Genomic DNA, 25701 nt, shown 5'->3' with positions numbered 1-25701 from the left:
AGTTTCTTAATTGAAACTAAAAATTTTTGTTTGTTTGCACGATTTTGTTTGTTTAGTTTTCAAAGAACAAATCTATTATTCTTGTTTGTCATCCAATCAAGTGATAGCGACTTTTATTATTCTAGCATAACACCTTTTTAATGTCAACTTCATTCGAAATAATTTCTTACATCTCTTAAACTATTTATTCCGTAGCAGCGACAATGAATATCATACTACCCCATCACTAATTCGTCAACCATTTCTTTTCGATTTTTTTATAAATAGGCTGTGTTAAACTTGGCTGTTGATTTCCGCTTCATGCGCTTCGCTCCAATCAACATGGGCCAAAATCAACAATGATCTTTAACTTAGCCATAAATTAAATAGCACTTTGTAATGGGAAAATCAAAGTTTATTAAATAGGTTTAGATTAAGAATTAATAGGAAAAAATACTTTAGTATTCCGTTCTTATCATAAAGGAGATGACTATAAATTGAGTATGAAAAAAGACGATGAAAGTGGATTGATTACTCCTGTGGAACAAGAGCAAAATCAATCGGTTTTGGATGAGAAATTGCCTGAATTTGATGTGATTGGAACCGCACTTAACGATGTTTAATTCGAAAACCCTTTGAAAAAAGAGAAATCCTCTTTTAATGCAAAGGGTTTTTTCACCTTTTAATTGCCCTTAATATGACGGCTTCCCCGACGAAGGAGATAATTTGATTATCCCTTATGGTAATTTTAAATTTCTCTTTTACTTTCGGGGATGCACTAAGGATGAATTGAGTTAATTTATCTTTTTCATCTTCAGGTAAATTCATGCGATCACACCAAGGTTCGTAATGAAAGGTTTTTTCAAAGCGGTGCCATTCAAAAATTTCAAAACCGGAAATTTCAAGCATCTGGAGCCATTCACTTTTCTTCCAAGCCCGGAAATGACTGTAATCCCGCCATTTTTCGATGGTATTATAAAATAGATCATAGTCCTCTTCCTCCGGAACGACATTATCATCAAGTAAAAACTGACCTGATGGCTTGAGAACGCGGTGGACTTCTTCCACAAACTTATTTACATCCGGGAAATGATGTGGAGCAATCCGGCAAGTTACAATATCAAATAATCCATCAGGAAAGGGAAGAATTTCTGCATCCCCAACTTTAAACTCGACATTTTGATGTCCATTACCTAAGATATATTTTTGAGCTGCCACTAACATTTCAGGTGTCAAATCTAATGCCGTTACTTTTTTTACACAAGATGCAAAAGCATTGGCAGTATGACCACCGCCTGTGGCAACATCCAATAATTCTTCTTCACCGGTCGTCATCGCCATTTCTAAAAGCTTTTGTAAGTCATTGCCATCTTTGTGGATAGCACTACTAACATAGGAATCTGCACTTTTTCCAAACTGTTGTTGTACATCCTTTTTGATATCCATGTCATTTCCCCCTCCGTGACTTCTATTTAATAACTATAAAGCAGTTACTTCATAAAGAAAATGACAGGTATTTTATGTTTTACAATAAGAAAAACTAATCGGATTTATCAATCCATTTCAAGAATTACCGGGCAGTGATCGCTCCCCATCACATTGCAATGAATATCCACATTCTTGAGTCGTTCCCGCAATCTTTCGGAAACAATAAAGTAATCAATCCGCCAGCCAATATTTTTTTCCCTGACTTTTGCCATGTAGGACCACCAGGTATAAGCACCTTCCTTCTCCGGATTAAAATGACGATAGCTGTCAACAAAGCCTTCAGCAAGTAAAGAGGTCATTTTCCCACGTTCTTCTTGCGTAAACCCGGAATTCCCATTATTGGATTTTGGATTTCGCAAGTCAATTTCCTGATGGGCGACATTCAAATCCCCGCATAAGACGACGGGTTTCAGTTTATCTAATTCCTTCAAATGCAGTAGGATCCGATCCTCCCAGTCCAAACGATAGTTGATTCTCGCTAAATCTCTTTGTGAATTAGGGGTATAGACATTAACTAAGAAAAAGTCGTCAAACTCTAATGTAAGAATTCGTCCTTCTCCTTCAGTCTCATCCGTTCCTACCCCATATCGAACAGAAAGCGGTTTGTTCTTAGTAAACACCGCCGTACCAGAGTAACCTTTCTTGATTGCATAATTCCAGTATTGGTGATATCCAGCCAACTCAAGACTAATTTGCCCTTCTTGCAGTTTGGTTTCCTGCACACAAAAAATGTCTGCATCCACTTCATCAAAATAATCCAAAAAACCTTTTTTAACACATGCCCTAAGGCCATTAACATTCCAAGATACTAGTTTCATGCTAACTATTCCTTCTCCCTTGCTAACTGGTTATTTAGTAGTGTTTGATAGGAGACATTTTATCAGTTAAGGAGGATTTGGGAAAGAAATATGAACCCCCATAAGATGGATTATTAGTCCAACTGATGGGGGGCACTTCAGTCAGCTGCCTTTTTTATATGGTATAAAATACTTTTCAGGTAATTTGCCGGAAAACAGCTTGGAAACAGGGACTATTTTTATATTTCGTTTATTAAATTCGTCTATCGCCTGAAAGACACCAATCGAACATATTTTTCCGGTTATACCTACATGCCCAATAGCAATACCTGTACCTTTTATTTCAGTAACCTTCGCTAGTCTAATCATTTGTTTTCGAACATGCGCTGAAGAGGATATGTCGTCTAGAAATACATCTCTTTTAAGGATGGGTACACCCAGCTCTTTGGCTATTTCGGGAAATTTCGTATTTGGACTAGTGGCACTATCGATAATAAATAATCTTCTTTCCTTAGCAACCTCAACAATTGCACGAACTATTTCTTTATTTTCAACCGCAAGTGAGCCCATATGGTTATTGATGCCTACAGCATATGGAACATCTTTTATCGCGTCCTCTACAATTTGTCTTACTTCGGCTGGTGAAAGGTCATTCGTAATTGGCCTTGGCCCAAGCCAAGATCTTTTTCCTCTTTTTGGTTCCATGGATAAATGAATCATTACTTCGATGCCATATTTATGGGCCCATTCCGCATGTTCTGTCGAGTGTTCTGAAAACGGCATGACTGCAGCAGTAATCGGAATTTCTCCTTCAAGGAAGTCACGCACACCACCCGTTCCACCGCCGAAATCATCAATGATAATCGCAGCCTTTAGTTCTTTGGGTTCATTTTTTTCGGCCGATGTCGGTTGTTGAAATGTAAATACCATGAATGGAATAAGCATATAAATAAACTTTTTCATAAATGACCCCCAACTTTGATTTTAGAGGTTAATTTGCCCTAAGTGATCATAAATTAGACAAAAAAAAGAGAGCTGCAAGAGCCCTCTTGAGTTATCTATTCTTGATCATATACCTTTACTTCTACCATTTTATCACCATTGCGCATGGATTTTGCAGTTTCAAGCCCAGAAGTCACTTGTCCAAACACGGTATGCACACCGTTTAGATGCGGCTGTGATTCATGAACGATAAAGAATTGGCTTCCTCCAGTGTTTTTGCCTGCATGTGCCATGGATAATGCACCAGGTACATGTTTGTGAGGATTCCCTTCTGTTTCACATTTAATTGTGTAACCAGGTCCACCAGTTCCACGACCTTCAGGACAGCCTCCTTGACTTACAAATCCAGGAATAACTCGGTGGAATGTTAATCCATTGTAAAATCCTTTGTTAACCAATGATTCAAAATTCTCAACTGTCCCTGGTGCTGCTTCTGAATATAAATCAAATTCAATTTTTTCTCCGTTTTCCATCAAAAAATGACCTTTTTTCGCCATTGAAAACACTCCTTTATGTAAAAATCATTTTTATCATACACTTTTCAAAAAAGAAATGAAAGTTTGAAACACCAAATTTCTTCCTTTCAGTAATATTTCTCCTATGGTTGTGGTAATATAATAGTACCCCTTCCGAACATTCGCTTGTTGCGGGACACTTAACCAATGTACGGACGGAAGGGGCAAGGTGTAACAAACTGTTGCATCACGAAAGCCGAGACGAAAGTCTCGGCTTTTTGTATGTTAGCCTTTTCGTATAGCCATCCAAGTGTAGAAAGAATAAAGAATCGTTAAAAATAACAGGTAACCAAAGAACGTGTAGAGATGTGACCAGTTCTCAGTGTGGTCAAACCAGCCGAACACTTCCGTTAATTTTTCTAGAATGGGCATCAAAAGACTAATAAAGACGATCAGGCCTAGTTTCCCCCATTTATTCACCTGGTTCATCATTCGCAGAAAGACGAATACTAACACCGGCAGCACCACGAGTGTAAATACAATATTGATGGAGAAAATAGTTGGCAACGGCCTCACGGGGAACCGATATATGTGTTTCCCAACGAAAAAAAGATCTAAATACGTAGCGAACAAGGAAGCCAAAAATACGGCTGCGAGGGATGGGTTAGTCCAAAATCGATATGGCTTTTTTGGCGATGGCAGCGAGCTCGAGTCGTTCAAGTGTTTTACAGTATTCATTTTTAATCTCCCCGTCAATTTTTTCATTGTCATCCATTAAATAATCCACAACACGATCATCTTCAAACCAGTCCCCTTTTTCAGCCTCCGTTTGACTTACATTCTTCCAAGCGTATTCAAGGGCAGGACTATAAATTTTCCTTGCCCGCGGCCTGAGCTGACAGGCCTTTAAGCGGGTTTGATAGGCAAAACCAGGTATTCCTTCGTTGATGTTATTAAAAATATGCGGCCAGTAATCCTTTCTGGAGCCTGAATGTGGATGGGTTTTAGCCCATTCCAAGACTAGTTTTAAACGCTCCTTGTTTTTAAAAAGGACATCATATAATCTTTTTCCAAGTAAAATTCGTTCATTCAATGACTCAAACTGATGAAGTGTTTGCCCAGCTAGGTTTCTTTTTCCATAGGGAAAGAGGATATGGTTAAAAGAAAGCAGGTCCTGGAGAATAAATTCAAATTTATTTAACACTCCTTTTTGATAAAGTGGATTCTGAACCACCCTTTTTTCCAAATAACTCTGTTCATTTATTATCAACGCAATGGCGAGAGTATAGGTTTCTTGATAAAGCCAAAAGTGATTCCAAATCGTTTCCATAAAGGTAGAAATATTTAGATAAGAACTTAAATGAAATAACGGTTTATGTTGCTTTAAGCTTTCCCTATACAACAAAAATTGCGGATAGACGTCTTGGAAAATGAGCCAATTCCCACGCTCTAAAAAAGCAAAAAAAGTTTCTCTTTCTTTTTTCGAGAGTAAACGGGTGAGAAATTCTCCCTTAAGGTCGGTCATATTCCACCCCCCGTTCCGTGAGACCATATGCCCGAGAAAAGCCCAATGGATTTCAGGGAAGTGAAGATAAAAGTCAAGGTATGCCTTCGTTCTAGTGACATTATTTAAGTTATGCTCCTTTGTCTCAGTCTTTATTTGTTCTAAAAGGATCGCTTCCCCTCTCGTTATTTTTGGCGGCAAACCTGATTGTTTGCCCTTCATTTTTAATTCTTCCCTTATATATTCAAGTGGTGACTTCTCGCGATTTCTCTTAAAAAATATGGCACATTACCTCCTTTGCGTATTCTCCTTCTACCTATGGAATATGTATGAATGAGAATAATTTTCTGGGAGAGGAATGAGTACTTACTTATGAGCAATACAAAAAAAGGCATCGATTGGATTATTAAGAAGCTTCGGAAAGACCAATCTCCCGATGGATCTTGGAATTACCCCTTTGAAACAGGACAGTCAACAGATGCCTATATGATCATTTTATTGCGGACATTGGAATTAAATGATGAAGAATTAATTCAAGGCTTGGTTTCGAGGATCATTAGTAAACAGGGTGAAAATGGAGCATGGAAGCTTTATTATGATGAAGGCGAAGGGAACCTCAGCGCGACAGTGGAAGCTTATTACGCCTTATTATATTCGGGATATGTTAAGAAGGATGACAAACGATTGCGGGCTGCGAAAAGATTTATTGTCTCCAAAGGCGGCTTAGAAGAAGTTAGTATCTTTACAAAAGTGATGCTTTCTTTAACCAGTCAATATATATGGCCAGATTTTTCTCCTCTTCCGGTTGAATTCTTACTCTTGCCACACTACTTTCCGATTAATTTCTATTCCTTTTCTGTCTTTGGCAGAGCCAATCTTACTCCGATTATTCTTCTCGCCGACAAAAAGTTTTTTATTAAGACAAAGAAAAGCCCTAATCTTTCAGGACTACATCTACACCGTAATCAGGAAAAACCTTGGTTTCGATCTGCTGAATATCGTTCCTTGTTGTCATTTATCGAGGAGGGAGTTAAAAGATTAATGGGTCTACCCGAGCAGCTCCATCAGCTAGCGATAGAACGGGCCAAAAAATATATGTTGGACCACCTTGAAGCAGATGGCACCTTTTACAGTTACTACAGTAGTACCTTTTTAATGATTTTCGCCCTACTCTCCCTAGGATATAAGAAAACGGATCCGGTGATATCAAAGGCCGTGAAAGGTTTGATTGCAATGAAATGCGATATCAACGGAAGCCCCCATATGCAGTACACCACAGCGAATGTATGGAATACCTCATTGATTGGTTATGCCCTCCAGTCAGCTGGTGTTTTAGCAGACGATCCAATGGTCATGAAGGCCAATCGTTACCTGTTAGACCATCAGCATCATAAATTCGGGGATTGGGTAATTCATAATCCAAAGACAATGCCCGGCGGCTGGGGGTTTTCCGATATAAATACGATGAATCCGGATGTCGATGATACAACTGCCTCGCTCCGTTCTATTTCAAGAATTGTTCCGCATGAAAGACATGCCTGGGACCGAGGTCTGAGTTGGCTTTTATCCATGCAAAATGACGATGGGGGCTGGGCAGCGTTTGAAAAGAACATCAATACAAAGTTATTCGAATTCCTCCCAATTGAAAAAGGCGAATTTTTACTAACAGATCCTTCCTGTGCAGACATCACAGGGCGAACCTTAGAATTTTTGGGGAATTACACGAATTTATCAAGAGACCACAAAGCGATCAATAAAGGGGTTAACTGGCTTTTGAAAAATCAACTGAAGGATGGTTCTTGGTATGGAAGATGGGGGATTTGTTATTTATACGGAACTTGGGGAGCAGTAACTGGTTTATTAGCCGCAGGGGTCCCTACTAGTCATACAGCAATCCAAAAGGCTGTGAATTGGATACAAGGGATTCAAAATGAGGATGGCGGCTGGGGAGAGTCATGCCATAGTGATAGCGAAAAAGCATATGTGCCATTACGAGCAAGTACATTAACGCACACAGCTTGGGCACTCGATACCCTGCTAACCACTTCAGAAGAACCAACCACACAGATTCGAAAGGGGATTTCCTATTTATTAGCGTCACTTGAAAAACAAGATTGGATCACTAATTATCCAAAAGGTCAAGGAATGGCCGGTGGTTTTTACATTCACTATCACAGTTATCGCTACATTTTCCCTCTCATGGCTATGTCACATTATCATAAAAAATTCGAGTCGTAAAAAGAACAAAACATCGACGGCATTAGTTTAATTTCCGTCGATGTTTTATTGAGTTAGGATCGGGACAAGCCCTTTATAGATATCAACAATTTCCTCCATTTTCATTCGAACCAGACCACTTGAAGAAGGTGCAACGAAATCAACCACTCCAGGTACAAATCCGTTGGGTTGCTTTCCCCACTGAATCACTTTTAAACCACTGTATTGCTGGTAAACTCCCTTTCCAACAAAGCAAACTACTTGTGGCTTTAACTGTTCGACCTTTGTCTTTAAGATTTCTCTTCCCTCCACGTACTCTTCTTTCGTAATTTCATCCGCTGCCTTTGTCGGCCTTTGAACGATATTTGTAAAGCCATATCCTAAATCTAAAAGTTTCGCATCTTCAGTTGCGTCATATTTCCTCGGCGTTAACCCCGCTTCATACAAGATCCTCCAAAAACGATTGTTGGGATTAGCATAATGATGCCCTAGTTCACTAGAGCGAATGCTTGGATTAAAGCCAACAAATAAAACCTTTAAATTTTCCTTGAGATGATCACTGATGGGTTTCATAAAAAATCTCCTTATTTACCTAGCCTTTTTAGATTTACCAATTGTTCAATCGTTATGTAATATTTACTTTATTTAGTGCCGCTCAATGTTAATAGTGGTAATAATACTTGCTAGTAGTCCAACAATCGCTACGATGATCAGTGAATAAAAAAGTTTCACATCCTGAAGGAGAAAGAGACCGGTAATAATAATTACGGCATCCATCGCAAACATAATGACTCCAACATTCACTTTTGACCATTTGGCAATGATTAGTGCTAGAAGGTCCATACCGCCTGGACTAATATGATTTCTAAGCATTACCCCAACCCCACTCCCAATAATCACAGCTCCTACAATAACACTGCTAAGAATGGGTAGATGAAATATTCCATTTAAAGGCATGAATAATTCAATCATAAGACCGGTACAGAGCGCTCCTATTACACCATTGATAAAATAAATGGGGTCAGATTTAAAGGCGAACATATAAACGGGGATATTAAGAAAGATAAACGTGATTCCGGTTTTAAAACCCCAAATATATTTTAACAACAGGCTAATACCTAAAAATCCTCCATTAATTAAATGCAAAGGAAGAATAAACCCGTTAATGCCAATCCCAATCATGGTGCTCCCAAATCCGATTATTGCCAATTTTTTCAGCATGTGATCATCCCTTGTCCAAGTTCTTTACTACCACTAATATGAAAGATAGTGGTACTTCATTCAAAGGGATTTTCTTTTAACCCCAAAAACCGAAAAAACGGAGACGCAAAGGACTCCGTTTTTTAAGCAATCGCTGTTCGATTTGGTTTGGATTTTCGGGCTTGTTTTACTAAGGAAACTAATATCGTTAAAATGGGTAAAATCCATAAAAATAGCGCAAATGGCAGATAATCCATGATCGGTATACCAACGATCGTGCTGCACATGATGGCGAGAACACTCCACGGGACTATCCCCGGAAACAGCATCGTCGAATCCCCCATCACTCTAGCTAGCTCTTCTTTTCCATAGTTACTAGACCAATGAGGAAGGAAGGATCTCCCTGTTAGAATAATGGGCAGGGTTTGATTTGCTGCTATTAAAGTGATCAAAAATGTCGCCAAAAGCGTTTTAAGGGTGTCACCAGTCAGAGATCGAGATGATTGTAACCATTTATCTAAATAAGGCTGCATGACATTCATTTCTTCTAAAAGGCCATTATATGCCCCTGCCAAGGCTAAAAATAGGAGCAATTCGTACATATGAAGGAATCCTCCCCCAAGCCCACCAATGCCATGCCACAAAGAAAAAACGAGTTTTGTATATGAAATTCCACCGAATAATGCAATCACCGAAGCTGATAGAATACTAGTTAAGAAAGCATAAATGATACTAAACTGTAAAAGGACAAATACGATTAAGATGATTGGCGGGATTAATTTAATCACTGAAATTTCATGTAAACTTAGTGGTTGGGTATTTGAAGCAGTTGTTTCAGAGATCAGATAGTCAGCCATTCCATAAAAGCAAAAGCATAAAATAATAGCCAAAAGCGTGGTGACAAGCATCGCATTCCATTGTCTTTTCACCGGCAATTCAACCGTTTGTGACAAAAGTTGATGGGCACTTGAAAACGGCGAGGTCCGATCGCCTACAAACGCTCCTGAAACCAATGCGCCAGCCACCATTTCAACAGGAAGGTGAAGAACGATTGCCGTCCCAATAATAGGTATGCCAATCGCACTCAATGTCCCAACAGTCGTTCCAAGTAGCATCGAGAATACCATGGCGCTTAGAAAGGATAAGACAAAAAAATGATTTGGGATGATAAAATGCAAGGCGATTTTCACCATTTGCTGAATGGTACCTGATAAGTACCAAGATGGCAGCAAGAAACTAACCAAGAAAAGAATTAAGATGACAATTTTCGTTTTATTCACACCCAAAATACTAATATGTAGAATTTGTTTTATCGATATCTCTTTTTTCTTTGCTAACCAAACAAGCATGAGGTAGCCTGGAAAAAAACCTGCCACAAGTGGGTGATGAAAGATAACTGACCAAACCACCCCTGTCAAAGTAACGATTAGAAGGAGCAACACTTGCTTTAAAGAAAAATTGATATCCATACGAACCCACCCTTTAATTAAAAAGCATCTCTTATTATAAGGAAAAATGACCCTTCCGAAAAGCAATAGCTTGCCACCAATATAAAAAGAAGCCGCAAAAAGACGGCTCCATTGTTACGCAAAGGTATTATAAACACTTTCACACTCTGCCGCAGTCGGTTGATAAAAACAATGCAGTTTAAACCTAGCTACAAAAGGTTGATTATACCATGTTTGCGGGCAATCTCCGGGTGGCTTAAAATACCATAGGCTGAATTTTGCCGGCCAATACCTTTCACCATTAATGACTTTTTGTGCCAAACGCTTTTCTGCAGTCCTAGCTCGTTGATAAAAATATCCTTTTGTCGTTGCTTCAAATGCATGTGGTTGATAAACCATTTGTGGTATTGTTCGAAGACCTTTAAAATCAGAACAGTTTGCACGAAGTCTGTTTATTCCTACGTTTCCAACAAGGAGCATTCCTTGAGTGCCTTCCCCTTCAGCTTCGGCTCTAAGTAATCGCACCATACGAATAACAAGAAATAGCGGAAACCACAGGGTTGTTTTATTACTTGGTCAAACAACCTGACGATCATTCCGCCAACTTGTCACTTTATCTCGCCAACCCGCTTAATGAAGGTACTTTTTACGTGAACCGAGCCTTTTTCGGTAGACAAACTTTCTAAAATCATCCTCCTTTAGATTCCCATCATAAACTAAAAAAAGTAACGATTGATATTCTGGAAATCGCTCCATGACGAAAAGGGCGAACTCCTTCCGTTCGCCCTTTTGTTTCAATTTAAACTCTTCCTGGTTAATAATATCTTCAATCTTCTTTTGGTAATATGCTTTCGTATCTTCCCACTTTTCCTTGCGATTCTCCAAAACATCTCGGGCATATTCAGGTAATTTCTCAATCACAAGATCAATATAGCCTTCAGACCACATAATCATTTTATCCTTTTCAGGGAGTTCAAAGACCATATTCATCAACTCAAGATCATCCACTGTATCGTTTGCTGCATATTTCCCGACCCGATTCATCTTGCTATTCACCTCTTGATTGTAGGGTTAAACTTCTTCTAGTGTATTTTCAATATCATATCTCTTCTTCTTGTTCTCTAGCCAGGTTGTGTACTCAGAATCGATTTTCTGATCAACTAAAGTTTCTTTAATTTCTTCCTTACTGTCATTATAATTTGCTTCTTTTGCCTTCTTTTTAGCCTCCACTTTAATAATATGATACCCATATTCAGTCTTTACTGGCTTACTTACTTGGTCCACTGCCAGTCCAAAAGCCACATCTTCAAATTCAGTGACCATTGTCCCTTTGGCAAAATATCCAAGGTCACCGCCTGAATCCTTCGTGCTATCATCGGTGGAATAATCTTTGGCTAACTCCGCAAAATCCCCGCCATCGTTGAGCTTTTGTTTGACCTCATTAGCAGTTTTTTCATCGGCAACCAGAATATGACTTGCTTTAATTTGCTCTGCATCGGCAAACGAATCCTTATTTTCATCAAAATAGGTTTTCATTTCCTCCTCGGTAATTTCTATTTGAGGCTCCAGTAATTGTTTGATGGTCAAATAATTTTTTAGATCTTGTTTAAGAAAAGCCAAAGTAGTATTGTTGCTTTCAAGCGCCTGTTTAAATGCTTCTTCGCCGCCATAAGAGGCTTTCAGTTTTTCAACCTCTTTATTCAGGATACTGTTAGTAATATTTATTTTTTGTTTTTTAGCCTCAGCAGCCACAATTTTATCGCCAATTATTTTATCAACTGTGGCAGCACCATACTGTTCGACCATTTCACTATAAAGATCGTCTTTGCTAATTGCTTCACCATTAAACTTTGCGACCGTCTCATCCTTCTTTAGGGCGAAACTTAGCGAGATACCCATTGTAATTAATAACACTAGTATGATTAGAACAGTCTTTTTATTTTGCTTTAATAAGGACATTTTTCTAGCTACTCCCTCCCATTATTCCGACAGTTTTACAATTATCGTCATTTGTTTTCCTTCGCGGTAAATACCAAATTTTATTTCAGCGCCTTTGCTAACTTTTGTATATAAATATTTTCTTAAATCTGAAGAACTGGTAATCTCCGTTCCATTCATAGAGACAATAATATCCTTTACTTGCAGCCCAGCTTTTGCAGCTGCTGAATTAGGCTCAATGTTTGTCAGCAAAACACCTTTTGTTGTGTTATTCGGCATGTTTTGCCAGTACATTTGTGGCACTTGATCAAGATCTGCAAGTCCTACCCCAAGATATGGACGGTCCATTTTACCGCTTTTAATTAATTGATTCACAATTGGAATGAGGTCATTACTAGGAATCGCAAAGCCTAATCCTTCGACACCACTCTCAGAGATTTTCAAACTATTGATCCCAATCACTTGCCCCTGTGGGTTAATTAACGCACCACCACTGTTCCCTGGATTGATCGCTGCATCTGTTTGAATGACATTGGTGTCCCAATTTCCTGCTGATGTTGTGATAGCAATGCTTCGGTTCGTTGCACTGACAATACCTTGCGTGACTGTCCTTGAGAGATCGAGTCCGAGCGGGTTTCCAATCGCATAAACCTGGTCGCCAGGGCGGAGTGTGGATGAATTACCAAAATCAGCAGTTGCCGTCACGTATTTAGCGTCAATTTTTAAGACCGCAAGATCCGTTAAGGCATCTGTGCCAACAACTTCTGCGGTCGCCTTTTCACCGTCAAACAAAGATACTTCAAGTTTCGAGGCCCCTTCTACTACGTGGTTATTGGTGACAATATACGCCGTGTCATTATTTTTTTGAAAAATAACTCCCGAGCCAGATCCGCTTTCCACACTTTGTGATGTGTTAGGGTTTCCATATAAATTATTCTCTTGTTGCTGATAATTAACGATCCCTACAATGGCTTTTGATACATTTTCAACCGTATCCGCAATCGAATTAGAAGATGCGGCTGTTGGCTGAGCCACCACTGGTTTGACAGATGTTCCTTGTTGTGAACTTATTGCCCCTTGATTCTCCACCTTCGGAAAATGATTTTTTATGTAGTCTGTATGTGGCAGAATCACTAATGTCAATACAGACCCAATTACCCCAGCGGCTAGTGTGGAGGCAAATCCTCTTACATTCCGTTTTTTCTTATACTTTTGATCAACTTGGCTAGTCGTACGCGTTTGATCCATTTCTAGAGGTAATGTCGCTTCTGTGGTTGGGTCGAATTCGATTGGTTCTTCTTGTTCCTCATGATTGACAAAATCCTTCGTCTCTACTGTTACGGTCGCATCGACAGCATGCGAATTTTCTTCGGTATGGCTGAAATTGATTGTATCTACTGCTTGTTCTTCAGCTTTTGTATTTTCAGTCATTTCAGATGAATTAGGTTGATTTTTTTCGAATTCATTTTCATTTTTCAATTCCATCTCACTCAATCTCCTTTAAGGATTTTCTAACTTGTCTTTACTTTAACTGACAAATCTTAAGAAATTATTAACAAACTATAACGGCTTTTGGAAATATCCAAGAAATATAATCGCAACTGCGCAAAAAAGCTGCAGGCATCAGCCCGCAGCTTCTAAATACTCCCTCTTATTTTTGAAGTCGAATCACAAATTTTGTTCCTTGTCCTTCTTCACTGAAAACATTAATTTCTCCATTATGAAGTAGAACCAATTGCTTTACGATTGAAAGACCTAACCCAAATTCACCATAGGGGTTACTGGTTCTGGAAATATCAGCTTTATAGAAACGACGCCAGATGTTTTCGATATCATTGGGATCAATGCCAATTCCCGTATCTTCCACTTCGATAATAGTTGAGTTCTCCTCTGTTCTTCCACGCAGCCAAATAGTCCCGTTCGTGGTAAATTGAATGCTATTTTTGGTAATATTAATTAATATTTGGATCAGACGGTCATAATCTGCATTGACCATGACTTCCGGTGCAGCGTCAATAACTATCCGATTATTTTTATCCTCTGCTTGGGGCATTAATTGTTCCTGAATAATTTCTAGTAACTCTACGAGCTGAATGTCTTCCCTAAATAACTGAATCTGGTTGGAGCGAATTTTGTCATAATCCAAGTTTTCATTGACAAGGCGAATGAGTCTTTTCGCTTCTTGACTAACTAAGTTGATTCCACGCTCTTTATCTTCTTCCGGAATCATGTCATTTTTCAAACCTTCGATTACACCACTAATTGTCGTAAGAGGCGTCCGCATTTCATGGGAAACATCAGACAAAAATTGCCTTCGTCTATTTTCCAGACTTTCAATTTCCTCCATCGATGTATTAATTTTATCGACCATATGATTAAAATCGTTTGCTAATTCACCAATTTCATCAAAATTGGAGGCAGAAACGTGTACTTGATAATTCCCAGCAGAGACAAGAGAGGTTGCTTCACGTAGACGCTTAATCCGGTTAACATGAATCCTCGATAAAAACCAACTCATTAGAAAGGACACAATAAGAGCAATAAGAATGGTATACAAAATAAACTGATTAACACGTTGAATCATCGCACTTGAGCCGCTAATCGGTGAGGTTAATAGAATGCCGCCAATAAAGTTCCCGTTATCAAGATACGGTAATACAACAAAGGTAACACCTTCTTGACCGAACCTTTTAAAATCGCTATTAACCACAAGGGTACGTCCTTTTGAAATCTTATCCCAATCCTTGTCAGATAACCCCCCAATGGCTGGACCCTGTTTTCCAACGGCGTATAATTTTCCATATTGATCGAACATACTAAAGCTCATTTTTCTGGTCGCTAATACGGAGCTATATCGATTAATGATGGACTCCGTCGCTTGTGGCCTTTGTTCAATCTCTGACATGATAGACTTTCCGTAAGAAATGAGCTCGTTTGCTTTATTCTCATAAACCAGATTTTCAACATAATGGGCAAATAAAAGACTTAACACCAAAAAAGCAACAATAATGATACTGATATGACTAAAAAACTGTTGGTAAATATATCTAAACTTCATCCGCTTTGATTGACTCATCAAACTTATACCCTACCCCCCATACCGTATGGAAGAATTGCTGCGAGCTTGTTTCGACTTTTTTCCTCAGCCGTTTGATATGGACATCGACTGTCCGTTCATCACCGTAGTACTGATAGCCCCAAACCCGTTCAAGTAACTGCTCTCTTGAAAACACTTGTCGGGGGTGTTCAACCATATAGTAAAGTAAATCAAACTCCTTCGGTGTTAAGTTTGTCACCGGTGTTCCGTCCACAATCACTTCTCTCGTATTTTTACTTACCTTAAAGTGTTCGGTTTGTAGGAAATCGTCACTTTCTTTTGGCACCTGTGTTTGGAAGCGGCGTGTCACTGCCTTAATTCTCGCCATCAATGTCAGCGGACTGAATGGCTTGGTTACATAATCATCAGCTCCCATCTCAAGTCCGAGCACTTGGTCTGACTCACTATCCTTTGCTGTTAACATAATGATTGGAACAGTAAAATTTTCTTGCCGGATTTTACGGCAGATCGTTACTCCATCCATTCCCGGAAGCATCCAATCAATAATGAGAGCATCCCATGTCCCTTCCTTAATGCGGTTATACCCCTCAAGGCCATCATTGACAAACTCTCCATCAATGCCTTCTTTGGCAAAAAACATTTCGATCATTGAGCAAACACTTTTATTATCTTCAATCACTAATATTCTCAAAATTAGATCAGCTCCTCATGCAACCTAAATTGTTCTATTTAATTAGTTTAGCTCAAATTTTAAGCATATCAACCATAAAAACAATTGTTCTCTACTAATTAATAGTTTGTTCATAGTTTATTAATATTTCCACAGAAAAAGAGGCTTGAATCACTTCAAGACCTCTTTCATACATTTATTTAACATTACGGCACTAAAATTAATTTCCCTTGTGTTTTTCGCGATTGCAGCAGAGTATGGACCTTTGCAGCATCCTCTAATGGGAATACCCCGCCAATGGTCAGCTTTAATTTTCCTGCACCGAGGTATGTAAGTAACTCTACTAAGCTTGGCTGCAGTAATTCTGGTTTCCTCATAATCTGCGGTAAGAAAAAGCCGATAACTGATTGATTTCTAGCCATCAGTGATGACGGATAGAAGCGGCTTTGTTCACCGCTTGCAGCACCAAACACAACAAGGCGGCCAAATGTGGCGAGACATTTGACGGTTTTATTAAAAACATCCCCGCCCACCATTTCAAGCGCAACATTTACCCCTTTGCCGCCAGTGGCTTCAAGAACCTGCTGTTCCCAGTCTGGCTCTGTATAGTTAATTAGTACGTCTGCGCCCATTTCCTGTGCTAACGCCAATTTTTCAGCTGTGCTTGCTGTAGCAATGACCTTTCCTGCCCCAAACAATTTTGCTAGCTGAACAGCAATTGTTCCTACCCCGCCTGCAGCTGCATGCACAAGGACGCTTTCGCCCTTTTCTAAACGACCCATTGTTTTTAAAATATGATAAGCACTTAAGCCTTGCAACGGCAGAGCAACGGCATTTTGGAAATCTAATTGTTCAGGAATCGGAATCAGTGAACCCTCATCTGCTAGCGCATATTCAGCGTAGCCCCCTGATTCGATTAAGGTGACAATTCTTGTGCCTGGCTTAACTTTTGTGACTTGATCTCCAATTGCAGCAACCACTCCCGCAATCTCAGCACCAGGAATGAAAGGCAGCGGCGTTTTTACGACATATTGTCCTTCCCTCCGTGCAGTATCCGCGTAGTTAACACCAATCGCTTTTATTTCAATTAGAACTTCATGACCGGTTGGAACCGGTTTTTCAATATCCACTAGATTCAATACTTCTGGTCCACCATATTCTGTTAATCGAACTGCTTTCATCACTTTCATCTCCTATTTCCCTTTAAATGCTGGTTTTCTTTTTTCCTTAAAAGCGGTAATTCCTTCTTTGTGGTCAGCTGTTTGCACCATTAACGTCTGTATCAACCGCTCCTGCTCGAGGATTTCCTCAAGTGTGGATGTAAACGATTGATCAATTAATTTCTTTTGTTTTCCAAACGCTTTCCCAGGACCATGCGCCAATTTTAAGGCGAATTTCGTAGTTTCTTCTTGAAGCTTCTCTAATGGAACTAAATAATTAATCACCCCTAGTTGAAAAAGACGCTCTGCAGGGATTGGTTCTGCTGTAAAAAAGAATTGTTTCGCTAAATGCGGACCAATTAATCTCGGAAGTAAATAGGAGCCGCCCCCGTCAGAAATTAAACCAACCTGTGAAAAGCTTAGGGCAAACTTACTGTCTTCCGCTGCTACTATAAGATCACAGGCCAGAGCCAAATTAAACCCTGCCCCAGCGGCAAAACCGTGAACAGTGGCGATAATCGGCTTTTCGGTTTCTTTCATCAATAAAATGAGCTCATTGAGCTTGCCGATATGCTCGTAAACTTGATTAGAGTCTGCCTGCCCCATTGTTTTGACGTCGCCGCCTGCACTAAAGGAACGACCGGCTCCAGATATAACAATCGCCTGTATATCTTCATCCATTTGGGCGTTAGTAAGCGCATCCTTTAGTCCTAAAATCATCTCGGGGCTAAACGCATTTAGGCTTTCTGGACGGTTTAATGTCAAAGACAACACCGGACCTAGTTTTTCAATTAATAAATGTCCTTGGCTCATATTCATCTTCCTTTCAGTTTATGTTCGTAATCTATTGAAAACCAAAAAGCTGTCGCCCTGCAAATTCCGCTTCCTGCCCCGTTATTAATGCAATTGTTTGTGAAAACCTCATCGATCTCTGCATCCCTTTATATAGAATAGATTGTTTCGACTACGACTTTTCCATCTTTTAATATAGGTACAATCGAAGTTATCCCTTTTGCCGAAGCCACCCTTAAGTCAGGATGCTGATTATATTTATCTAGAAGTTTTCCAACATAAGTATCTAGCAGAATCTCGTAGGCGTCCTTTTGACCCCGGTAGAAATATAAAGCCGTTTTCGCTGCATCTGTTAATTCATATTCACTATGTTTCAATAAACAATCTATTAAGTGGCCGGCACCATAAAAATCTTCTAAACTCATTTCCCCAGAATTTCCGGAACAAATAATTAGAATGGTTTGATCCTCACTAACTTTCTGAAGAGAACTAGCAACAGCAGGATTATTGAGCATAGATGCAATGTATACTTTATTCGCCGAAGATGATTTTCTTAACGCCACAGTGCCGTTTGTGGTGGATAAAATTAACGTTTTTCCATTAATGGATTCCCTGATTAACGTTGGACTAGGATAAACAAACCCGTCAATCGGTTTGGCATCTAGTTCTCCAGCCAGAATACATTCATCCTGTTGGTACTGATTTGCAAGTTCGATTGCTTCCTTGCTATGCAAAACTGGAATGACTTCCTTTGCGCCATCCTTTAAGGCTGAAACAATTGTGGTTGTTGCCAGTAGTATATCTAAGACGACCGCGATTTTATTTCCATCAGCAATTTTCTCTTCTCGGATGTCTTCTTTCTTCATAAGAAGATGAATCTTAGTCATTCCCACCCAGCTCCCTTTTAAACCCTTTCATCCGCAACATTCGCTGCATGCAGAATTAAATTTTTTACAAAATAATTAAAATTGGCAAATCGTGTATCAGTGGTTTGCCCTTTTTTATAGCGGTAGTAAATTTGTTGACCAATGACAGCAAGTTTAAAATAAGCAAACGTTAAATAAAAGTTAAAGTTAGAAACATCCCGGCCGCTTTTTTTCGAATAAAGATCGATACATTCATTCCTTGTTAAAAATCCATCATGGACAGCCGTGATCGGCGCCTTACCTAACCCCTTAATCAAAAGTTCAGAGTCATCGCGTTGATTCCAATAACCCATGACCACCCCAAGGTCTGCCAGCGGGTCACCTACCGTGGTCATCTCCCAATCAAACAGGCCAACCATATCGGTTAGATCCTCAGTAAACATGGCATTATTGAATTTATAGTCATAATGTATGATCGTCGCTTCGTGTTTTTTGGGTGTCTGTTCTACCAGCCATCGTTTTAATTGTTCAACGACAGCAATTTCCTCCGTTTTCGCCCGTTCATATCGTCCAATCCAGCCATGTACCTGCCTTTCCATAAACCCGTCCGGCTTGCTGATTTCAGCAAGACCCGTCTGTCTGTAGTCGATCGCATGCAATTCTACAAGTTTATTGACCATTACCTCCGAAAGGTGCCGACAGTGATCTTCAGTTACTGTAACTCCATCAGGGAAAAACGTGTCAATTACAAGACCATTCTTTCTTTCCATTAGGAAAAAGGGACTGCCAACGATCGATTCATTTTTAGAAAAAAGGATTGGCTTTGGAGCAACTGAAAATAATGGATGCAACTCTGAAAGAATTTTAAATTCCCTTTCCATATCGTGAGCCTTCGGTGCTACAGGTCCTAGAGGAGGGCGTCTTAGTACAGCTTCCCAACTGCCCTTTTTTATTTGATAGGTTAAATTAGAATGCCCTGCTGAAAATTGTAAGATTTCAAGCGGACCACTTGGCAATTTTTCGATGTTTTCTTGTAAAAACTTTTCAAGGACAGGAAGGTTCAATTCCTCCCCTTTTCGGACAGGGATTGTATCTTTACTCATTTGGTGTGGCATCAGATTCCACCTTTCAATTCGGAAAATTCAAACGATACTGACCAGTTGGTATTCACCTTGAAAAAAGAGAGGGTAATTTCCACAAAAACCCTCTTCCCAATTTTTTCTTCAATTGACTTGGATTCCCTTTAAAATCATTTCTACAAAAATCTCTGCAACTTCCCGGTCAGAGACCCTTCCGTTTGGGTTAAACCATTGGTAGCTCCAATTGGTTATGCCAAGAATTCCCATTGTAATAATCTGCACATCTAACTCGGGCCGGAACTCACCTATTTCTACTCCTGTCCGAATCAGGACTTCTATATTGAGACGGAATTGATCTCTTTTTTGAACAATTAATTCAATATGTTCTGAACTTAAATTATTTATTTCTCTAAAGAAAATTTTTGCAGCCGCTCCTTGACTGGAAATACTTGTAATAAGCATATTAACAATCTCATATAATTTTTCCTTACACGACTTCGAAGCATCTTTTAATATCTGCTCCTGGTAAAAAAGTAATCCATCTATATATCCGAGGTGGATATCCATCAGCAATTCTTCCTTACTTGAAAAGTAATAGTAGAATGTACCCTTTGTCACACCAAGAGAATCCACAACGTCTTGAATTGACGTCTCGGTGAATCCTTTTTTTTCAAAAAGCCGGATGCTTTGAGCTGTAATTTTTTCCTTCACATTATGTCCTCGCATTCTGTAAAAATGTCTATTGAGAATTATATCATAATCTATAATACCCCTATAAGCACAAACGAGGATTTCTACTATCTATACTATTTTCGGAAACATTTTAAACTATCTATAAGCTTTTATTTATTTTTCACTTCGTCCCTTAAGGCACGACGGAGAATTTTTCCAACATTTGTTTTTGGAAGTTGATCGCGGAATTCGACATTGCGCGGTACTTTATAGGCTGCCAAGTTTTGCTTACAATATTGGATTATTTCTTCTTCTGTTACGGTTTTGCCAGCCTTTAGTACTATGACGGCTTTCACATCTTCTCCTCGGTAAGGATCGGGAACTCCAATACAGACCGCCTCTTGTACAGCAGGATGTTCGTAAAGGACTTCTTCAATATCACGCGGATAGACATTGAAGCCACTGGCAATGATTAAATCTTTTTTGCGATCAACGATGTATAGATAACCATCTTCGTCTACTTTGGCAATATCACCCGTGTATAACCAGCCGTCACGGAGGGTATTTGCTGTTTCTTCCGGCATATTCCAATACCCCTTCATAATCTGTGGTCCCTTAATGATGACTTCCCCTAGTTCACCAACAGGCACTGCTTCAGTCCCTGTTGCTAAATCCACTATTTTGTATTCAGTGGATGGGACGCCAATCCCAACGCTTCCAGGTTTGCGTACTGAAAATGGCGGATTGCAATGGGTGGTCGGTGAGGCTTCTGATAATCCATAACCTTCTAAGATTTTAGAACTTGTTTTCTTTTCAAAGCTGCGGAGCAGTTCAAGTGGCATTGGCGCGCTTCCGCTGTTACACGTTTTAATACTGTTAATCCCGTATTCTTCGGCACGAGGATGGCTTGTAATCACTACATACATGGTTGGGACACCTGGAAAAACAGTAGGTTGTTCATTCTTGATCGTGTTTAATACTTCCTCTAATTCAAACCGAGGAAGCATGATCGATTCAGAGGCTGTAAAAATCGAAAGGTTCATACAAGAACTCATCCCGAAAACATGGAAGAGAGGAATGACCGTTAGAAAACGCTCGTTTCCGATTTCCATTTCTTCTTTAAAGAACTCGTAACACTGAATCACATTTGCTAGAACATTTCGGTGCGTCAGCATCGCACCTTTCGATCTTCCTGTTGTGCCACCAGTATATTGAAGGATGGCTACATCATGCTCAGGGTCCATTTCAATCGGGAGGATGCTTCCGTTACTTTCCGTTAAGAAGCTTTCAAAGCTTCTGTCCGGGGCAAATTCATGTCCTGAAGGCTGGAGGCTGACAACAATGATATTCTTTAGGTTGGTAAGTGCTTGAACACTTTTCACCCTTGGATAGATGGCATCGAGAACTACAATGGTTTCCGCTCCGGAGTCCTTCAGTATATATTCAAGCTCTCGTTCGACTGACATTGGATTCACTTGGGTAACAATCGCCCCAGCCGTAAGAATTCCGTAATAGGAAATAACATATTGCGGACAGTTCGGGAGCATAATCGCAACTCGGTCGCCTTTTTGAACCTGATTTTGCTGCAAAGCAGATGTAAAGTTATGAACTAGCGAGTTTAATTGCTGATAAGAAAATTTCCTTCCATAAAAGGATAGAGCATTATTATCAGGATATTTTTCCGTTGTCTCCTGAAGAATTTGTCCTAAAGGCTTATTTGGAATCGTCACATTTGTTTCGATACTTTCCGGATAATGGGCTAACCAGGCTTTCTTACCACTCATCGATTTTCCTCCCAAAATGTGTTATAAACTCACTAATGATTTTTTACCATTTGCTATAGAGCATCTAAAATGCTAAGCCGCCACCGTCAACAGACAGGGTTGTACCTGTAATAAAAGACGCTTCATCTGAAGCTAAAAATAACACCGCCTTTGCAACCTCATCTGGAGTTCCAATTCTTCTTAGTGCATTTGCACGTGAAATAATTGGCCATTTTCGATCATCCTGCTTCCAATGATCAATAATTGGCGTGTCAATTACACCTGGTGCAATCGCATTGACCCTGATATTGTATTTCCCATATTCAAGGGATGCATTTTGTGTCAACATGACAACCCCAGCTTTAGATGCATTGTATGCAGACACATATTTCTGTCCTTTTAAGCCGAGCAAACTAGATGTGTTAATAATTGCTCCGCCTCCTGCTTTAATAAATTCAGGTACTGCGTATTTTATTCCAAGGAAAACACCCTTTAAATTAATGTCAATTACCCGATCCCATTCTTCTTCAGATAAATCAACACTACTTACTTCGGAATTACCGACACCAGCATTGTTGAACAAGATATGTAAAGCGCCAAATGTGCTTGTGGTGGTGTTAATTAATGCCTTTATTTGTTTAGAATCGGTTACATCTGTTTTGACAAATATTGCTTCACCGCCCTCTTCTTTAATTAAACGAACTGTTTCTTCCCCAATTGCGGAATCGATATCTGCTACGGCAACCCTTGCTCCTTCTTTTGCAAAGCGGAGCGCGGTGGAGCGGCCAATACCGCCCCCTCCGCCCGTAATTATTGCTGTTTTCCCTTGTAATCTCATAGTTCTCAGCCCTTCTTCAAGTCTAAATTCTATTGATATTTTCTCAATTCTAGCTTGGCAACCTGTGCACGATGGACTTCATCAGGTCCATCTGCTAATCTTAATGTTCTTGCGTTTGCCCATTGGGCAGCAAGTGTAAAATCGTTTGAAACTCCTGCAGCACCCAGTGCCTGAATGGCACGATCAAGGACACGTAATGCCATTGACGGGGCGACTACTTTAATCATAGCAATCTCTGCTTTTGCTTCTTTATTACCAACAGTATCCATCATAAAGGCAGCTTTTAAGGTAAGCAGTCTTGCCTGTTCAATTTCGATCCTAGAATCTGCAATCCATTCACCAATTACCCCTTGCTGTGCTAATAGTTTTCCAAAAGCAGTCCGTTCCTGAACACGCTTACATAATTCCTCAAGCGCTCGTTCAGCTGCACCAATTAATCTCATACAATGATGTATTCTTCCAGGCCCTAATCTCCCTTGCGCAATTGCGAACCCTTTCCCTTCTCCCCAAAGGATATTTTCGAGCGGTACGCGCACATTTTCATAGGTGATTTCTCCGTGTCCATGCGGGGCATGATCATAGCCGAATACAGGGAGCATCCGTTCAATTTTCACACCTGGGGAATCAAGTGGAACGAGAATCATCGACTGTTGTTCATGACGGTTGGCAGACGGATCTGTTTTCCCCATAACAATCGCAATCTTGCAACGAGGATCACCTGCACCAGATGACCACCATTTCCGACCATTAATAACGTACTCATCGCCATCTCTTTCGATCCTAGCTTCGATGTTAGTCGCATCCGCTGAAGCCACAGCTGGCTCTGTCATCGAAAAGCAAGAACGAATTTCACCTGCTAACAACGGCCTTAACCATTGTTCTTTATGCTTCTCTGTCCCATAGCGTACGATAACTTCCATGTTTCCCGTGTCAGGCGCACTACAGTTAAATACCTCTGGACCTATAAGAGACCTTCCCATAATTTCACATAAAGGAGCATATTCCTGATTAGTTAATCCGGCACCCAATTCACTTTCTGGTAAAAATAAGTTCCAGAGCCCTTCCGCCTTTGCTTTTCCCTTCAGTTCCTCCATAATCGGCGGCACCGCACTCCAACGGCTTTCTTGTTCATTTAGTTGCTGCTCGTAAATACGCTCATTGGGATAAACATTCGCTTCCATAAAGGCCGTTAATTTTTCCTGTAACTCTTTCACTCTTTGAGAATATGAAAAATCCAATATTTCCACTCCCTTCCCCATACTAACCAGTTGGTATGTTGTGCTTTTAATTATACCTGTAAATATTAAATATTCAAATTAATTTCTAAATATTCTATAACATTTAGTATAGCAGGGGAGTCTAATAGAACAAATTTTAAAAAATTATCTGATCCACAGAAAAAGAGTGGGCCAAGAAAAGTCAAACCAATACCTTCATCCTGCAACAGACATTTCCTGACCTTGGATTATTAAAACCTTTTAGTAAAGGATCTTTTCTGTTTATTCATTACTTCATGCGATTTTTCGATAATATCTGTTAGTACATCTCCTTTATAAATTCTACCCAACTTCAATCCTTGCTGGTAATACTCAACAATTTCGTCCAGCAGCAAGGAAGTTTCCTTCGTAATTCTTACGTTTAATTGAATTCTTTCGTTTTCAGCCAAGATAAACACTCCTATTTAATCGCTAACAACCTGCTAGCACTTTTCTATTCCATTGTTATCATCTATAAATATACTATATTTCTACATTCTTTTCAGTAGAAATAAAAAATTTGGGCAACTCTTTCTTTGTGGGTACATGAAATTGCATAGTTCGACTAATATTATTATTAGGAGGGTTGTTGGTTATGTTTAAGACTTTGATTTTGGGGCTTTTCCTAATGGTCCAACAGGGAAATTCGTCCGATAGTTTACCTATTACAAAGAATGGTCAAATCGTGGCCAATATGAATCGAGAAGACTTTGCTCTATCTCATACTGGTTTGCCATTATTAAATTCTCAAAAATTTAATCAGTTTTTAGACCATCTGGATAAACAATTTTCTGTTGCACCTGAAAACGCCAGCTTAGATCAGTTTGGGGTAATTATACCCGAACGACCAGGTTCTCGAATCCATCGCCAGGCCTTTACTGAACAATTCTATGCCTATTTTTTTGGTTCTAAAAAGGAAAATTTGGAATTACCTATTCTTACTGTTTATCCAAAGGTGGATAGTGAATTACTTGGTGAAATTCGCAGCATGCGAATTGGGCGCTATGTTACTTTTTTTAATTCTCGCAACAAAAAAAGGTCTAACAATATTCAGTTAGCAACAAAGGCCATAAATAATTATGTTGTTTTTCCTGGTGAAAGATTTTCTTTTAATCAAGTGGTAGGTAAACGAACAGCTGCCAAAGGTTACCAACGGGCTCCTGTTATTGTGAAGGGGGAGTTCTCAGAAGACATTGGCGGAGGTATTTGCCAGGTCTCTTCTACTCTCTATAATGCGATTGACAATGCTGGGATCAAGGTTCTGGAGCGTTTTTCTCATACCAGAAAAGTTCCCTATATTCCTCCTGGACGAGACGCAACAGTAAGTTGGTATGGTCCCGATTTTGAATTTAAGAATAACTATAACCAGCCCATATTAATCAGAGCACGGACATTAGGAAATTTGTTAATCATAAAAATTTATTCTTCCGAGAATATTAGCTACTCACCAAAGAAAATTCCTAATCCCCCATATTAAAAAAGTCCGCCATGCGGACTTTTCAGACTGTCGACAAATCCG

The 25701-nt window shown here is 39.6% G+C and carries 27 protein-coding genes; 3 read left to right on the top strand and 24 right to left on the bottom strand.

Going from position 1 to position 25701, the window contains the following annotated elements; all coding sequences use genetic code 11:
• Positions 1 to 476: 476 nt before the first annotated feature.
• A complete protein-coding gene (locus J7E77_RS31320) occupies positions 477 to 602 on the top strand; it encodes a hypothetical protein (RefSeq protein ID WP_285290741.1) in 126 nt (41 codons plus the stop codon).
• Positions 603 to 654: 52 nt separating this feature from the next.
• Here J7E77_RS31320 and J7E77_RS27850 read toward each other — a convergent pair whose 3' ends face one another.
• From J7E77_RS27850 to J7E77_RS27825, 6 genes are all read right to left on the bottom strand, one after another.
• Positions 655 to 1425, bottom strand: a complete 771-nt coding sequence (locus J7E77_RS27850) for a class I SAM-dependent methyltransferase (RefSeq protein ID WP_214718563.1) — start codon at positions 1423 to 1425, stop codon at positions 655 to 657.
• A gap of 107 nt (positions 1426 to 1532) precedes the next feature.
• Positions 1533 to 2285, bottom strand: a complete 753-nt coding sequence (locus J7E77_RS27845; RefSeq protein ID WP_214718559.1) for an exodeoxyribonuclease III — start codon at positions 2283 to 2285, stop codon at positions 1533 to 1535.
• Positions 2286 to 2426: 141 nt separating this feature from the next.
• On the bottom strand, positions 2427 to 3227 hold the full coding sequence (locus J7E77_RS27840) for a divergent polysaccharide deacetylase family protein (RefSeq protein WP_214718557.1): 801 nt from the start codon (positions 3225 to 3227) through the stop codon (positions 2427 to 2429).
• Positions 3228 to 3322: 95 nt separating this feature from the next.
• On the bottom strand, positions 3323 to 3763 hold the full coding sequence (locus J7E77_RS27835) for a peptidylprolyl isomerase (protein ID WP_214718556.1): 441 nt from the start codon (positions 3761 to 3763) through the stop codon (positions 3323 to 3325).
• Between the two features lie 243 nt (positions 3764 to 4006).
• Complete coding sequence (locus tag J7E77_RS31315; protein ID WP_285290740.1) at positions 4007 to 4459, bottom strand: CBO0543 family protein; 453 nt, start codon at positions 4457 to 4459, stop codon at positions 4007 to 4009.
• On the bottom strand, positions 4386 to 5447 hold the full coding sequence (locus J7E77_RS27825) for a DUF2515 domain-containing protein (protein ID WP_214718554.1): 1062 nt from the start codon (positions 5445 to 5447) through the stop codon (positions 4386 to 4388). The genes J7E77_RS31315 and J7E77_RS27825 overlap by 74 nt, the downstream gene beginning before the upstream one ends.
• A 150-nt stretch (positions 5448 to 5597) precedes the next feature.
• Here J7E77_RS27825 and shc point away from each other — a divergent pair, with 150 nt between their 5' ends.
• Positions 5598 to 7463 carry a squalene--hopene cyclase gene (gene shc, locus J7E77_RS27820; protein WP_214718553.1) on the top strand — a complete coding sequence of 622 codons (1866 nt, stop codon included), beginning with the start codon at positions 5598 to 5600 and terminating at the stop codon, positions 7461 to 7463.
• Between the two features lie 45 nt (positions 7464 to 7508).
• Here shc and J7E77_RS27815 read toward each other — a convergent pair whose 3' ends face one another.
• The 18 genes from J7E77_RS27815 to J7E77_RS27730 all read right to left on the bottom strand — a co-directional run bounded on the left by J7E77_RS27815 (position 7509) and on the right by J7E77_RS27730 (position 24592).
• Positions 7509 to 8015, bottom strand: a complete 507-nt coding sequence (locus J7E77_RS27815; protein ID WP_214718552.1) for a mismatch-specific DNA-glycosylase — start codon at positions 8013 to 8015, stop codon at positions 7509 to 7511.
• 72 nt (positions 8016 to 8087) lie between these two features.
• On the bottom strand, positions 8088 to 8663 hold the full coding sequence (locus J7E77_RS27810; RefSeq protein WP_214718551.1) for a YitT family protein: 576 nt from the start codon (positions 8661 to 8663) through the stop codon (positions 8088 to 8090).
• 122 nt (positions 8664 to 8785) lie between these two features.
• On the bottom strand, positions 8786 to 10111 hold the full coding sequence (locus J7E77_RS27805; protein WP_214718550.1) for a Na+/H+ antiporter NhaC family protein: 1326 nt from the start codon (positions 10109 to 10111) through the stop codon (positions 8786 to 8788).
• A gap of 114 nt (positions 10112 to 10225) precedes the next feature.
• Entirely contained in the window at positions 10226 to 10618 is a 393-nt protein-coding gene (locus tag J7E77_RS27800) for a cell wall hydrolase (protein ID WP_214718549.1), read from the bottom strand.
• Positions 10619 to 10720: 102 nt separating this feature from the next.
• Positions 10721 to 11134 (bottom strand): hypothetical protein, encoded by a 414-nt coding sequence (locus tag J7E77_RS27795; RefSeq protein ID WP_214718547.1) that lies wholly within the window; start codon positions 11132 to 11134, stop codon positions 10721 to 10723.
• Positions 11135 to 11161: 27 nt separating this feature from the next.
• Positions 11162 to 12049 carry a peptidylprolyl isomerase gene (locus tag J7E77_RS27790; protein WP_214718545.1) on the bottom strand — a complete coding sequence of 296 codons (888 nt, stop codon included), beginning with the start codon at positions 12047 to 12049 and terminating at the stop codon, positions 11162 to 11164.
• 21 nt (positions 12050 to 12070) lie between these two features.
• Positions 12071 to 13513: a S1C family serine protease gene (locus J7E77_RS27785; protein ID WP_214718543.1), complete on the bottom strand. Its 1443-nt coding sequence runs from the start codon at positions 13511 to 13513 to the stop codon at positions 12071 to 12073.
• Positions 13514 to 13679: 166 nt separating this feature from the next.
• A complete protein-coding gene (locus J7E77_RS27780; protein WP_214718564.1) occupies positions 13680 to 15086 on the bottom strand; it encodes a sensor histidine kinase in 1407 nt (468 codons plus the stop codon).
• A complete protein-coding gene (locus tag J7E77_RS27775) occupies positions 15076 to 15777 on the bottom strand; it encodes a response regulator transcription factor (RefSeq protein ID WP_214718542.1) in 702 nt (233 codons plus the stop codon). Before J7E77_RS27775 ends, J7E77_RS27780 begins: the two co-directional genes overlap by 11 nt.
• A 185-nt stretch (positions 15778 to 15962) precedes the next feature.
• The gene (locus J7E77_RS27770) at positions 15963 to 16937 is read right to left on the bottom strand and encodes a quinone oxidoreductase family protein (protein ID WP_214718540.1); all 975 of its coding nucleotides are present in this window, start codon (positions 16935 to 16937) and stop codon (positions 15963 to 15965) included.
• Positions 16938 to 16949: 12 nt separating this feature from the next.
• The gene (locus tag J7E77_RS27765; RefSeq protein ID WP_214718538.1) at positions 16950 to 17729 is read right to left on the bottom strand and encodes an enoyl-CoA hydratase/isomerase family protein; all 780 of its coding nucleotides are present in this window, start codon (positions 17727 to 17729) and stop codon (positions 16950 to 16952) included.
• A gap of 128 nt (positions 17730 to 17857) precedes the next feature.
• On the bottom strand, positions 17858 to 18595 hold the full coding sequence (locus tag J7E77_RS27760) for a 2-phosphosulfolactate phosphatase (protein WP_214718536.1): 738 nt from the start codon (positions 18593 to 18595) through the stop codon (positions 17858 to 17860).
• 17 nt (positions 18596 to 18612) lie between these two features.
• Positions 18613 to 19689, bottom strand: coding sequence for a phosphotransferase family protein (locus J7E77_RS27755; protein WP_214718534.1), 1077 nt, complete (start codon positions 19687 to 19689; stop codon positions 18613 to 18615).
• A gap of 108 nt (positions 19690 to 19797) precedes the next feature.
• Positions 19798 to 20364: a TetR/AcrR family transcriptional regulator gene (locus J7E77_RS27750; protein WP_214718532.1), complete on the bottom strand. Its 567-nt coding sequence runs from the start codon at positions 20362 to 20364 to the stop codon at positions 19798 to 19800.
• A 131-nt stretch (positions 20365 to 20495) separates the two neighbouring features.
• Positions 20496 to 22109, bottom strand: coding sequence for a long-chain-fatty-acid--CoA ligase (locus J7E77_RS27745; protein ID WP_214718530.1), 1614 nt, complete (start codon positions 22107 to 22109; stop codon positions 20496 to 20498).
• Positions 22110 to 22173: 64 nt separating this feature from the next.
• On the bottom strand, positions 22174 to 22926 hold the full coding sequence (locus tag J7E77_RS27740) for an SDR family NAD(P)-dependent oxidoreductase (protein ID WP_214718528.1): 753 nt from the start codon (positions 22924 to 22926) through the stop codon (positions 22174 to 22176).
• Positions 22927 to 22955: 29 nt separating this feature from the next.
• Entirely contained in the window at positions 22956 to 24164 is a 1209-nt protein-coding gene (locus J7E77_RS27735) for an acyl-CoA dehydrogenase family protein (protein ID WP_214718526.1), read from the bottom strand.
• A gap of 230 nt (positions 24165 to 24394) precedes the next feature.
• The gene (locus tag J7E77_RS27730; RefSeq protein ID WP_066256390.1) at positions 24395 to 24592 is read right to left on the bottom strand and encodes a hypothetical protein; all 198 of its coding nucleotides are present in this window, start codon (positions 24590 to 24592) and stop codon (positions 24395 to 24397) included.
• Between the two features lie 185 nt (positions 24593 to 24777).
• On the opposite strand from J7E77_RS27730, the gene J7E77_RS27725 reads away from it, so the two are divergent.
• Positions 24778 to 25659, top strand: coding sequence for a VanW family protein (locus J7E77_RS27725; protein WP_214718524.1), 882 nt, complete (start codon positions 24778 to 24780; stop codon positions 25657 to 25659).
• Positions 25660 to 25701: the final 42 nt, after the last annotated feature.

This window comes from Bacillus sp. ISL-77, from assembly GCF_018613105.1.
The sequence above is the reverse complement of the archived record's forward strand: the minus strand, read 5'-3'. Positions and strand labels throughout refer to the sequence as shown.